This is a genomic window from Mycoplasma cottewii, assembly GCF_024918975.1.
Taxonomy (GTDB): Bacteria; Bacillota_I; Bacilli_A; order Mycoplasmatales; family Mycoplasmataceae; genus Mycoplasma; species Mycoplasma cottewii.
This window is the reverse complement of sequence record NZ_CP103424.1, coordinates 818,984-832,548: the sequence shown is the minus strand read 5'-3', so window position 1 is coordinate 832,548 and position 13,565 is coordinate 818,984. Positions and strand designations below refer to the sequence as shown.

At 23.7% G+C, this 13,565-nt stretch carries 12 protein-coding genes and 1 pseudogene; 8 read left to right on the top strand and 5 right to left on the bottom strand.

Features of this window, described 5'->3' with window-relative positions; genetic code table 4:
- Nucleotides 1-67: 67 nt before the first annotated feature.
- From rpsD to NX779_RS03565, 5 genes are all read right to left on the bottom strand, one after another.
- Nucleotides 68-694 carry a 30S ribosomal protein S4 gene (gene rpsD / locus NX779_RS03585; protein ID WP_259430049.1) on the bottom strand — a complete coding sequence of 209 codons (627 nt, stop codon included), beginning with the start codon at nucleotides 692-694 and terminating at the stop codon, nucleotides 68-70.
- Nucleotides 695-1,016: 322 nt separating this feature from the next.
- On the bottom strand, nucleotides 1,017-1,397 hold the full coding sequence (locus tag NX779_RS03580) for a hypothetical protein (protein ID WP_259430048.1): 381 nt from the start codon (nucleotides 1,395-1,397) through the stop codon (nucleotides 1,017-1,019).
- A gap of 162 nt (nucleotides 1,398-1,559) precedes the next feature.
- Nucleotides 1,560-1,859 carry a hypothetical protein gene (locus NX779_RS03575; protein WP_259430047.1) on the bottom strand — a complete coding sequence of 100 codons (300 nt, stop codon included), beginning with the start codon at nucleotides 1,857-1,859 and terminating at the stop codon, nucleotides 1,560-1,562.
- Nucleotides 1,837-2,160, bottom strand: a complete 324-nt coding sequence (locus NX779_RS03570) for an IS1634 family transposase (RefSeq protein WP_445738812.1) — start codon at nucleotides 2,158-2,160, stop codon at nucleotides 1,837-1,839. The genes NX779_RS03575 and NX779_RS03570 overlap by 23 nt, the downstream gene beginning before the upstream one ends.
- A 303-nt stretch (nucleotides 2,161-2,463) precedes the next feature.
- Nucleotides 2,464-2,892, bottom strand: coding sequence for an IS1634 family transposase N-terminal domain-related protein (locus NX779_RS03565; RefSeq protein WP_259430045.1), 429 nt, complete (start codon nucleotides 2,890-2,892; stop codon nucleotides 2,464-2,466).
- Between the two features lie 321 nt (nucleotides 2,893-3,213).
- Between NX779_RS03565 and NX779_RS03560 the strand changes: the two genes are divergently transcribed.
- The 8 genes and pseudogenes from NX779_RS03560 (at nucleotide 3,214) to NX779_RS03525 (ending at nucleotide 13,562) form a co-directional block, all read left to right on the top strand.
- Nucleotides 3,214-5,397: a putative immunoglobulin-blocking virulence protein gene (locus NX779_RS03560; RefSeq protein WP_259430582.1), complete on the top strand. Its 2,184-nt coding sequence runs from the start codon at nucleotides 3,214-3,216 to the stop codon at nucleotides 5,395-5,397.
- A gap of 28 nt (nucleotides 5,398-5,425) precedes the next feature.
- Nucleotides 5,426-7,987, top strand: coding sequence for an Ig-specific serine endopeptidase MIP (mip, locus tag NX779_RS03555; RefSeq protein ID WP_259430044.1), 2,562 nt, complete (start codon nucleotides 5,426-5,428; stop codon nucleotides 7,985-7,987).
- A 58-nt stretch (nucleotides 7,988-8,045) separates the two neighbouring features.
- A pseudogene (locus NX779_RS03545) lies at nucleotides 8,046-9,056 on the top strand (MSC_0624 family F1-like ATPase-associated membrane protein).
- 150 nt (nucleotides 9,057-9,206) lie between these two features.
- Entirely contained in the window at nucleotides 9,207-9,476 is a 270-nt protein-coding gene (locus NX779_RS04530; protein WP_510755878.1) for a hypothetical protein, read from the top strand.
- Between the two features lie 14 nt (nucleotides 9,477-9,490).
- Entirely contained in the window at nucleotides 9,491-9,994 is a 504-nt protein-coding gene (locus tag NX779_RS03540) for a DUF2714 domain-containing protein (protein WP_259430041.1), read from the top strand.
- Nucleotides 9,994-10,881 carry an MSC_0622 family F1-like ATPase gamma subunit gene (locus NX779_RS03535; RefSeq protein ID WP_259430040.1) on the top strand — a complete coding sequence of 296 codons (888 nt, stop codon included), beginning with the start codon at nucleotides 9,994-9,996 and terminating at the stop codon, nucleotides 10,879-10,881. Before NX779_RS03540 ends, NX779_RS03535 begins: the two co-directional genes overlap by 1 nt.
- A gap of 1 nt (nucleotide 10,882) precedes the next feature.
- Complete coding sequence (locus NX779_RS03530; protein WP_259430039.1) at nucleotides 10,883-11,338, top strand: MSC_0621 family F1-like ATPase epsilon subunit; 456 nt, start codon at nucleotides 10,883-10,885, stop codon at nucleotides 11,336-11,338.
- A complete protein-coding gene (locus tag NX779_RS03525; RefSeq protein ID WP_259430038.1) occupies nucleotides 11,325-13,562 on the top strand; it encodes an MSC_0620 family F1-like ATPase-associated subunit in 2,238 nt (745 codons plus the stop codon). The genes NX779_RS03530 and NX779_RS03525 overlap by 14 nt, the downstream gene beginning before the upstream one ends.
- Nucleotides 13,563-13,565: the final 3 nt, after the last annotated feature.

Genomic DNA, 13,565 nt, shown 5'->3' with positions numbered 1-13,565 from the left:
TTTTTTTATGCTTAAAGTGGGAAACATAAAAAAAGCAGGACATTGTCCTGCTTTTACTATTTATTAATTATTTTTTAATTAAACGGTTGTATCATTCAACGATGAATGCTTCGTTGATTTCAGCATTTAATTCTTTTCTTTCTGGTAATCTTACAAATTCACCTTTAACGTTGTTTTTGTCAACTTTAACAAATTCAACTGTTGATTCATTGTTTTGTAATGCTTCAAGAACTTTTTCATTTTTCTTAGTAGCTTCTTTAACTTCAACTACATCTCCAACTTTTAATTGGTATGAAGGAATATCAATTTTTTTACCATTTACTAAGATGTGACCGTGATTTACTAATTGTCTTGCACCTTGTCTTGTCATTGCAAATCCTAATCTGTAAACGATGTTGTCTAATCTTGATTCTAATAATACTAAGAAGTTTGTCCCTAGGATTCCTTGTAATTTTTTAGCTTTAGCAAAAGTGTTTCTGAATTGTCTTTCGCTTAATCCATACATGAATTTAACTTTTTGTTTTTCTTGTAATTGTTGTCCGTAACCAGATAATTTGATTTTAGCTTTATCTTTTCCATGTTGACCTGGAGTAGTTACTCTTTTTTTACCTTTTGAAAATTCTTTACCAGTTTCAAGAATTGAGAAACCAAATCTACGAGCTTTTTTGAATGTTGACCCTGTATATCTTGACATATCTAATTCTCCTTTTTATATGGTTATTAAAAAATATTTTGAACAGTTCCTAAACTAACCAGTCTATTAATTCGCTCTTACTGCTAAGAGTTACTACTTTTATTTAATATAGACAGAATTTAATCTATAACTGAATGCAGAATATAGTTAAATAACTTTTATATTATAAACTTTTTTTAAAGATATTCAACTCGTTTGGAAATAAACGATCAAATATAGTGTCCAAAATTTAATATATATAACTAAGTTTAAAAAAATACATATATAACCCGAGTTTTGCAGTTGTTGTGCTAAAGTAAAAAGTACAACAACTTTTTAAGTGCTATTTAAATCTTATAGAATTCAAAATTTTATCAAATTCAACGTCTGTCATTAGCGATTTTATCGTGTTTGTTTTTTCAAATAGTTGCGATAAAAGTTTAAAATCTTCAACAGTTTGTGAACTATCATTAATTATTTTTGTAGTTGAATAATCCTTTCCACTTTGATCTTGTTTTATTTCAAAACCTTGTTTTTCATCGTTTTTGTAAACATAAACAATTCCACCACTTATGTTACTGCAAGAGCACATATTAAGTGCTTCAATAATTCTTTCTACACTAAGTTTTCCGTTTAATTTATGAAAAATTATTCTAAGTATAACCAGTGAAACATAACATATTAAAATGTGAGCATTTATGTGTTCTTTGGTTCTAACAAACATCGGTCTTGTTGCTAGATCGTTTTTGTTATTCTAAAAGCATCTTCTATTTTTGATAATCCGTGGTATAAATCACGGATTTTTTGTGATCATATTCAAGTTCTGAAGTCACAATACAAGAATAACCTGCAAATTTTAGATCTTTTTCTATTTTTTCTACATCAATTACAAGTTGTTTTTATCAGCTATTTCACCTGTTATTGATGAATAATTTTGTGTTGCTATATATTTTGTGTAGCTATGTGTAAGATTAGCAACCCCATATTTAATTGCATTTTGTGCTTTTAGCACTTTTTCGTTAATTTTTCTAATATCTCTTCTTGCTCTTTTTCCATCTCATCAAATTAAAACTTTTTGTTTAACTGTAACTTTTTTGTTATTTTCATCAAAATAAGTAAATGGTTCGATAAATTCTTGGTATTTGTAGTCTGAAGAAACTGTTTTATACAATGATTCATCAAACATTTTTCTTGGTATTTTTTACCTTTTTACCTTTTAGAATTTGTGAAAATAAGTAACCATCACCATTTTTAACGATAGATTTTATGTTTTCTTGACAGTTTATTCCTTTATCGGCAACTATTACAGTTCGTTCTAAGTTATAGCTACTTTTTACTTCATTTAAAATAGGTAAAAGAGTTTTTGAATCTGAAGTATTTCCTGGAAAAATCTTATAGCTTATTGGAATTCCATTCGAATCCATCATAAGTCCCAACTGAACAATTGGATCAACAACATGTTCTTTACTAACTCCACGTTTTAATAAACCTGTAATTTTTTGTATTGTTTTTCTGTATTACCGTCTTTAATTGAAATCATTTGTTGATCATTTATGATTTTTTATTAGTTTCAAGTGGAAAAACTTCTTCATAAACATCTGCATCTTCAAAGTCTTTTTCAAAATAAAAATTTGTTGAATCAAAGAATGTTTCAACTGCATTTCTTCCTATTTTTGATGAAATAACCTTATTTAAATGTTTTTGAAGTTCATCTGAGTGCTTATCAATGTAATCTAAGCACCTGTAAACAGCATAAATAGAAAAATTAAGTTCTTTATTATAAAAGGATTCTATCTTTTATATGTAGATCTCTTAGACGCTGGTGACATTATTCTTTGCAGAACTAAAAACTTGAAAATTTCATTTATAGAATATGTTGTTTTGTAGTTTAAGCTAGCAAAAAAATCATCTAATTCCAAGAATTGATATACTGCTTCTAAATATTTGTAACCAAAATTATATGAACTTGAACTTGGATCATCTAAAAATGATTTATCTTTAATTTCACTAAAAGTTATTCTAGGTATCTTAAGTGCGTTTTTGTTAAACTCTTCAACCTCTTTTATGAATTTATCTTGATCTAGTTGATCTTCTAGATATCCAAAACTTTTAACGATTTCTTGTTTAACTTTTCCGTCTTTGTCTCGATATCCTCTAACAACTCTAAAATATGTCTTAACGGTTCCGTCTTTAAATTTTATCTCATCTCGTTTTATCATAATATCTCCTATAAATATTTTAGCATAACTTTGGAAAAAGTAAATAGGCATAAGAAAAAGATGAAAAAGCCCTTAAAATCTGAACTTTTCATCTTTTTATTTATTTGTTAGCACAACAACTGCAAAACTCGGGTATAACTGAATGCAGAATATAGTTAAATAACTTTTATATTATAAACTTTTTTAAAGATATTCAACTCGTTTGGAAATAAACGATCAAATATAGTGTCCAAAATTTAATATATATAACTAAGTTTAAAAAATACATATATAATAGAATAATAAAATAAAAATCAATAAAAGAGAACGAGGATAATGATGATACATATTAAAAAGAAGAAAAATAAGACACTACTTTTATTAATAATTGGTCTTGTTAGTTCTTCAACTGTTTTATCTGCAATTGTATATAACGCTGTTTCTGATGGATCTATTGCAAAAATTACTTCAACAATTGGTCAAACTGATGCTGAATTACAACCAGTTAATGGTAATGTTAATGTCAATGTTGCTGCTAGAGATACTAATATTGATAAAATTATAAAAGAAGAGTTAGTAAAACCAGAACCAACTAGAAAAGAAGAAACTGAAACAGTTCCAACTCCAGAAGTTCCAAGAGTAGTTGAAAATGAAACTAAACCTAAACCAGAAATTAAACCAGGAGAATATGAAACAACAATTGAAATTGCAGGAACATCAGTAAGAGCTGTTGTTAGCGGTAAACCAACTTTTACTCCAACTACATATGATACAACTAATGGTATTGCTAATCCTAGCGGTTATACAAATGTTACAGTTGAAAGAATCGTTAGTGTTAATGTAACTCAAGAACTAAGAGACGCTGTTAGAAATCAAGCCTTAAATGCACAAGGTACTGGATTGTTAAATGATAGTGCTTTTAAAGTTATTACTGATACTTTTGCTAGAAATGAAGGATCTGAAACTGCTGGAGCAATTTTAAGAAATAATAAAGATACTTGAGAGAATTTAGTTCAAAGATTTGGTAAATTATTTGATTCTCCAAATGTAAAAAAATTCTTAAAAGATGATGCTCAAAAAATATATGATCAAATGATAGCAACATTCAAAACTAAAGAAGCCAAATATGCATGATTATTAGCTAATTTAGATAGTACAAAATTTACAACAATTGGATCAAGAGCTGAAGCTTATTTAAAAGAAGGTTTAGCTTTAGATCCTAGAAATGCATATATTAATGAAGATGGAGTAATTGATTCTTATGGATATAACATTCCAGATAGATATAACACTGTAACTAGCCGAATTACTAGAGACAATCTTGAAAGAAGGGTTTTTAATTACAACTCACCATACACAAGATCTGCTGAAGATGTTAGAAACGGTACTTATCCTGGATGAACAAAAGGAAAAATTGATGTAAATACCGATCCAACATTTAATAAATATAATATTGAATCAAATTCAGGAATAAACATTTTTGAACTAACAAGAAATCCAAAAATCGAAGGTTTATTAAATAATGGTTATGTTGTTGAAGTTGATGCTGCTAATACTAAAGCATATCAAAGAATAGAAAGCCTAATTAAAGAATTACAAAAAGATGGTGTTGAAATTACTTCATATAGAATTTTTAACATGGGAAGAGATGATGGTGGTCAACCATTTAGACATATTTTAAGAGCTCTTCCTGAGAACTTACCACAGCTAGAATTATTCTTTTCAGATAGACAAACAAATACCTCAAGTTTAATAGCTTTAGAACATAAAAAAATTAAAGAATTATCATTATATACAACAGGAAACTCATTAAGAGATAGTTGATCATTTAACCCTTGATCTTTAAGAAATACTTCATTTATAAACACTTTAGACTACAATGTAAGTGCAGATTATGCTAGAGGATTAGAAATTGCTACAAGAATTACATTTGATACAATCGCTTTTGATGAAGAAGATTATAGTAATATAAACGATTTTAGAAGAATTAATCTAGGATTAAGAATGGTGTATTATGCTAGAAATAATGAACCATTCTTCCAAGGAAGACATGGATCAGGACTAAATCCAGATCAACAACAAGGTGATAATAGTTATCCAACTGGTTTAGATTTTAGCCGAGTTACAAAAATAAAATCTTTAAGAGGTTTAGAATTCCATGATTCACAAAATTCTACTAACAAAGCAAGATTAATTAAAAGATTAACTTTATTTAATAACCAAGAAGCATTTGAAATTTCAACAGACGAATTAAATAACGCTAACTTACAACACTTAGATACTAGTAATCCTTTTGAAAAACCTAAGATAATGTTTAGCAATGGTGCTGGAACAACAAAAATAGAAATAAAAGGAACTGATAAATTAGAACGTTCTGGTTTAGATAATTTAGCAAAATATTTTGAATATAATGAAATCTTAAAATCAAGAAAACAAATTGTAGTAGACCCTAGTGCTACTGGTTTAATACAACAGTTAAAAGAATTTGGTTATGATGTTATAACTGAAGATTACAGTTTCAGTTAATTGTTTTTGAAAAGAAAGGAAATTAAATATGAAGTTACTAAATAAACTATTAGTGTTAACAGGTGTATCATCAGTAGTTGTTCCCAGTTTATTAGTTGTTTCATGTAATAAAGTTGTTGATAGTTCAGTAAATTCTGAACTAACAAATGAACAAATTAACGATTTTATAAATTCAATAAATTCAGAACAAAAATTAAAAGAAGTTACTGATATTAGTTTTAAAACAAAATTTGGATCAGAAAAAACTTTATCACAAACACTTCCTAGTGAAGTTGAAGAAAGTCCATCAAGTTTAAAAATTACTTTTAAAGAAGCTAAGTATAATGAAAACATAGTCGTTTCTGTTAAAAGTGCAAAAACAGAAAAAAATGCTTCAACAAACATTTCAAATACAAAAGGTGAAGTTACTATATTTATTGAATTTTTAAATAGAAAAGAAAATAAATCTCAAAATAAAAAAATGCTTCTAACAGGTTTAATGAGAAACAGTGGATTTGATCACAACAATAGACAAGAAACAGATCCCACCGCTTCTTTTGGTGGAAGAGAAGAATTAAAAAAATATGATAAAGCAGATCAAAAACAACGCTTTAATATTGATAATGAAAAATACATAAAAATACTTGAATCTATGTATACTCAAGGTTTAAGTAAAAATGTTGATATTAAAAAAGAGTTTGGTTTAGATTTATCAGATGAACAAATCGAAGAATTTAATAAATTAGCTGAAGAAGTTAGTTTTGATAGCTATTACAATTCAGCATTAAAAGGATTCACACTTCCTGTTTTCGAAGGCAATAAAAAGAAATTAAAAATTAATGATCGATCTGAAGTTAATAAAGGACCTTCTTTTACTGATTCACTTGGTTCAGATCATGTTAAATCACACGGTTTAGCTAGAACATTAATAAATCAAACTTATAAAACAATGGCTGAACAAACATTTCAAGTTAAATTTACATATAAAAAAGATTTTAGTGTTGAGATTGCAAACTTAAAGAAAAATATAGAAATAATTCGTTCTTGAGATGATGATAAACTTAACGATTTTATAAACGGTGAAGTTAGAAAACTAGAACTTCAATATAATTTTGAAATTCAAAAATTACAACAAGAAATTAATTCTATAGATAGTAAAGAAAAAGCAAGAATAGCAGAAAAACAAAAAGAACTACAAGATCTAAAAAATAAACTTGAAAAAGAAAAAAATGAAATACTTGCTCACACAAAAATTTCATTAATCAAATTACAAAAAGATGAATTAGATAAACTAATTAAAAAAAGAGATGATGGTAAAGAATTTGCTAATGAATCTGGAACAATGTGAATAATGGATTATCAATTAGATAATACCAATAGTCCAACAACATTTTATTTTGGAACAAACTCTCACGTTGCAAAAGCTATAACAGATAATTTAACAAGAGTATCAATTACTAGAATTAAAGATTCTGTACAAGTTGGTCAAACTCTTAAATTAAATTCTTTTGATCCAAACTTTGAAACTTTTACTTTTGAAATAAATGATCAAAATAGAAATTCTGTATCAGCAATTTTCCATGCAACAGATTTTATTGATAAAAAACCAGCTGATTATTTAGTTAAACAACAAGCAGAAAAATACAAAGATGCAGGATTTTTTGCAGATTTTGCAGTAGTTGAATTTGATTTTAATAGTTTATTAAATAATAGTCATTTCACTGCATTTAGTGCTAGAAAAGAAATTGATCAATATAAAACTTTAGATGCCAAAAAACTATCGGCAATAATTACAAACAATTATGCAACAAAAGGGAATTATATTAAATTTAAGTCCGATTCATATTTAACAGACTATGAAAAAGTTGATAGACCTATTTTAGTTAAAGATAGAAACGATAAAGAAAAACTTAATAAATTAGAAAATATCTATGTTTTAGGATATCCAACTTCAGAAAGTGATTATTATTTAAGACAACATTTAGATGATGATCAAATAAGTGAAAAGAAAAATGATTTTTCACTTTGAACAAATTCTGATAGTAAATATTTTGATTCAGTTTCTAAACAAGAAGGATCCAGCGGTCGTTATTCAGAAGAAGAATTATCAAGAGGTAATTTCTTATCATATCAAATTGGTTATCGTTCGTTTACAAATAAACCAGGATTAACTGATGCATTTTTAGCAGCTCATAGAGTAGGAAATGAACTTTACACACTTACTTTAGATGGAAAAACAAAACAATATTTCAACTTTGGATTGGAATTAATGCCAAGATTTTATTCTCCTGCTGGAGGAGCATCTGGATCTAGTGTTAGAAATAAAAATAATGAATTAATTGCAGTTTATCACGCATCAAATGGTAGTGCAAAAACCGGGTTAGCAACTATGTTTAGATCACCAGGATATAACTATAAAGGACTATTTGGAGAATATAATTTACCTGAATATGATCTAATTTATGGTAGCGGACAAAATCAAATTAATTCATACAGACATGCATTAGAAAAGAAATTTAAAGACAGCAACATAAAAACAAAATTATTTGAAAATGGATTCAGTATAAACAATATACCTGATAATTTTAAATTTGATAAAAAAACTAACTAAAATAAATAACAAAGGTGATAAAGCAAAAGTTTATTACCTTTTTGTATAAGGAGCAAAAATGATACAAAACTCTATCAAATTAACTGATAGTAAAAGTTATGGAGAAATAACTAATTTAGTATTAGAAAAAGATAAAAATAAAATTATAACGTTCTATAAATTTATATCATTAATATTTTTTTCTACTACGTTTATTTTATTGTTATTTTTAATTAATAAAACAGTCTTTTATAGTAAAGATTTACTCTCTATAGCTTTTAACTTTTCAACAGATAAATTTAAAGAAATAAACTGAACATTTTTATTAAGATTATTTACTTTAAGTTTTTATACTTATATGGTTTTAAAAAGCTTATTTAAATATTTATCAAAATAAAAATTATATAAAAATATATGCAATATGATTTGTACTATATTTATCAATTTCATTATTTGGATTTATTATGTTTTTGCATTTAAAGATATTACTAATTTCTATAAAACATACACTCTTTTATACAGTTTAATCGCTTTATTAATAATTGATATTTCTTATCAATTATTTAACTTTTTTACTAAGAGAAAAACAAATCCTTTAATTTATTCAAATAAAAAATTATTAGTAATAAATATATTATCAAGAGTTATTTTAGTTAGTTTAGTATTAGTATTTTTCACTTTATGAATTCAAGCAGCATCTAAAACAGGATCATTAATTATTAATAATTTATTTTATAATTCAATTTATAAAATCTTTAAATTTAAAAGCTTATTAAACTTCATGATTATTGTTTTTAGTTTCTTAGTTTTAATGATATTGTTAGTTGGATTAAATATTTATTTAGTTTATTCAATAATTTATAAACAATTAAATATAAGTAATTTAAAAAATAGATTTGATTTTTATTTAGTATGTTTAAGTGTTGTTGTTATTTGATTTATAAGCTTAACAGTTTTAAAAATAAAACCAACTCATAATAGATTTAGTGATGATGAATCTTTAGATTATTTAAATTTATTATTTTCAGTATTTAATATCTTAATATTTATGATTTTTATGTATTTACACTTTTTAAAAAACATAAAATAGTAAACAATAAATTATTAAATAATAATTATTTAATTAGTTTTTATGAATTATTTGAACTATGTTTATGATTTCAAATTTTTTAACAGATCAAGTATTAGTTTCTTTAATTAATTTGATAGTTAATATCGTTTTAACAGTTATTAGTTTTAAATTGTATTATATAAAAATAAATTTAATAGTTATTCTAATTTATTACTAATAGTTATTAATATCAACATATTATTTATTGTTGGATTAATTTATGGATTAAATCACATATTATTAGCAAATCAAAATAGATCTTTATATATCTTAAATAGTAGTTTAAATATTAATCAGATCATTTCATTAACTATACTTTTAATACAAACAATTTATTATCTTTATTATTTAATTAGTTCAACAATTTTAATAAATCAAATTAAAAAGATTAACATATAGTTTAAGGAGTAATTATGAGAAAAAATGATAAAAATTTAATTATAAACTTAGAAACATTTGATGTATTTAATTTGTTTAAAAAAACTAAAGCTTCACAAAACTATATTAGTTATAAAAAATTAATAGCTAGTGTTTTATTAGAATCTAATTTAGGATTTAATTCTGATCAATATCTTGAATTTGAAAAAATGACAAATAAAGCATTAGAAAATAAATTTGATTTGTTATTAAAAGATTTTGTAATTTCATTTAATGTTGATCTTAAATACGGTTTAAATATTTTAGTTCCAATTTTAACTGATAAAGAATCAACAAATAATGAAGCAATTAGTTTTATAAATAGCAGTGATGAAAAATTAAATAACTTTTTAAATGTATTTAACTTATATATTTCTAAATTAATTAATGATGATAAATGTCTTGAAATTTTTCCTGAAATTATTGTTTATAGATCAAAAAATACTACTTCATTAAAAATACTTTTTAATGAAAAATATTTAGTTATTAGAGGTAGTTAATGGATTTAAAAAAAGTTGAAAGTAAGTTAAATAATTTTAAAAAAATTCAATCAAAAGTTATTAATGATAAAAACATTCTACAAATTGAAATTATTAAACAAAACAGTTTACTAACTCATTATTTAGATAATGCATTATTAAATCAATACTTAATATTATCAATTAAACAACAATATCAAATTAAAAATAATTTAATAAGTTCTACATCTAAAACTAAAAATAAGTTTAAAAACTTTTTAATAAAACCTAAACAACTATGAATTTATTTAACTGAAGAACAAAAATATCAAACAGATTCTTATTCAAGATATGAAAATCATATTTTAAATAATACTAAAAATAAAAATATAGACTTTATAACAATAGGAAAACGAGCACTTGAGTTTTGTTTAGATAATAAATTAAATGCTATTTATAATTTAGATTTACATGAATCTGATTTGTCTTATAAATTAACTGAAATAATTAAGTTATTATTTAGTCAAAAAAATTATCAATCACTTTGTTTTGTAATTAACTCAAATAAAAATAAAACAAATCAATTTACAATTTTACCTTTATCTGAATTTGATATAACAGCATTAAGTGAAAAACAATTTGATCATGATTCAATAGATATTTCTAAATTTAGAATTTATCCAGATATTGATACTTATTTAGAAATTCAAGTAGATAATTTTATTAAAAATTCAATTGAATCATTATTAGTTGAATCATCATTTTATAAAGCAAAAAATGAATTGATTAGAATTAATAAAATCATTAATGAAGTTGATGAAGAAATTCATAATTTAAATAAAAAAGTTACTAGAATCAAACGAGAAAAAGAAATTGAAGAATTAGTTTTATTAGCTAGTGCAAATAAACATTTTTTCAAAAAGGAGTAGTATGTTTAATCTATCAATTAATTTTATAGAAAATAAAAAAACTATTAATTTTAACAATGTATCAGTTTCTTTTAATGTCGATCAACAACAAGAGTGAATTGAATTATCTAATAACTTTTTAGTAGGATATGAAATTATTTTATTAAGAATTTATGATTATAAAACTAGAGATTATAAGTTCTTATTTTGTAAAAATGCTCATATTATAGTTAAAAATAATCACATAACTGTTAATGCTTTTTCATCAGACGAATTTTATATTCAAAACAAATTAAAGAAACAAAATGATAGTTTATTAAAGCAAGTCAATAAAAAAATATCAGCACTACTAGCAATTGAAAAAATCGGATTAGATATAGAAAAAATATTTGAACTTAAGAAATTAAAACAAAAACAATATGTTTTAAAAATGATTAAAGAGTTAAGTTTAAAAAAGGAGAATTATGAAGAAATTTAAGCCAAAATTCATCTTATTATTTAACATAACTTTATTTTCAATAATAACTCCTATTTGTTTATCTTTGATAAATCAAAATAAAGTAGTTAATAAAAATATTCTTTCTTTATATCAAAAAGATCCAACTAGTGAAAACTTAACCGATAGTTCAACAACAAATGAAACTAATCCAAAACCTGATGCACCTAAAAAACCTGAAGTTGACAAATCATTTAATACTTTTAAAAATACTTTAGATAACAAGTTAAAAGAAGAATTATCAAAAATATTTGATAAAATTCAAAAGTTTATTAATGATGAATTAGAAAAAGATAAAGACAAATTAAAAGAAGAATCTAAAACTGAAGAATATACAGCAAATATAGAAAAAAGAGTATATTTAAATTCATTAAAAAAACTTTATGTTAGTTCTAAAAAAGATGACTTTATATCAGATCCATCTCAATTTGGATTTCATATAACTTTTCCTTACATTTTAGCTGTTAAAAAAGAACATAATACAGGAACAGTAATTTTTAATAATAAGAAATACGAGAACGTTAGATTAAGTTTAGATGATGCTTATGATTATTCAAAAATTATAGATAAAAAATTAAAAGAAGAAGTTATAAAAAATAAAGATCAAATTGTTAATACTATAAGTTCACACATTTTTAATGTTGAGTTAGATGAATATTTTAAAAAATTTGATAAAGAAGTAATTGGTATGATTTTTAATGAAAAAGAATTACCAAAACTTGGACAAGATTTTATTTTAGAACCAATTAAAAATGAAGATAATGATGAAATTTATGTTGGATCTGCAAAAATTTTAGATAAACATAAATCTTGAAAAGATTATGTTATTAACAAAATAAAACCTAAATTTATTGATTTTGATTTAACTAAAAATCAAGAATATAAAGACAAGAACGAATCAGAACCAACCCCAGCAACAACTCCAACTATTCCCGATCCATTAAAACCAGTTGTTCCAAATGATAAAAGACCAAGTAATATTAATCCAACTCAACTAATCCAAGCACTTCCAAAATTAAAACCATATGTAAGTTATAAATATGCAAACACCAATTCAATTAGTGAGATTATTAATAGATTTGAATCAGAAAATAATCAAGAAAATAAGAAAAACTTTTTCTTTTTTAAAAATCCAATTAATACAAGATTTGAATATACTGTTGAATCAAAAGCACAATCAACTTCATCAGACAGTCAATTTGTAACTGTTAAAATAAGAGATCTATTAAATGAAGCTAAATTTAGAACTTATCAAACAGAAATCATTAATCCAAATAAAAATGTAAAATATAGCTTCTTATTAGAAAAACAAAATAAAGAGATTAGTAAAACATTTTTAAAACTATATAAAGCACTAATGTTAGATGAAAAACTAAACTATAAAACTATAGGTCATGGAGATTTGCAATCATCTGTTCTAGGTTTTGTTGAAAGCGCGAATAAAATAATTAATGATCAAAATTTTAACAACTTGTGATCTAAAGTTCTAAACAATTATTACAATTCAATTGATACTAATCAAATTAATAATCCACATTATAATCCAAAAGCAATTTGGTCAAGCTCAAGAATTTTAATTGATAAAATTTTAAGTTCTTTAATATCATCTAATTTAAATAACCAACCTGTGTTTCATAGTTTATCTAATGCATTTTTAGTTTTAAAATCAGATTTAGATCAATTTACAACTCACACTGCTTCTAGAGAAAAATTTCTTCAAAAGGCTAAAAAATACAACATTAATCTTAAATATGTAGATAATGTTTTTATAAATTTTGATAAATCTAACACTAGATTAATATCTACTGCAAATGACAAGTTTAAAAACTTTAATACAATAAAATGATTTGATGATTATATAAAGAATGTTAAAGATAGTAGAGAATATGTTGAAATAATTAAAATTTTATTAGCTCCAGTTGATTTACAACCAAACTCAAAAGAGTATGAAGAATTTAATAAATATTATCAATTAGCAATACAAAAAAATAAAGATGAACAAAAAATTTTAAATAATTATTCATTAATAATAGGAATTAGTTTGTTAGTATTAAGTACTTTATTTTTAATAACAAATACTTATATATACCTACATAAAAACAAAAATAAAAAGCAATTAAAATCAACATTTATCATTTTAACAATACTTAGTTTAAGCGTTACATTAATTTCAATTATCTTGATATTAGTAGGAGTGAAAGGATAAAAA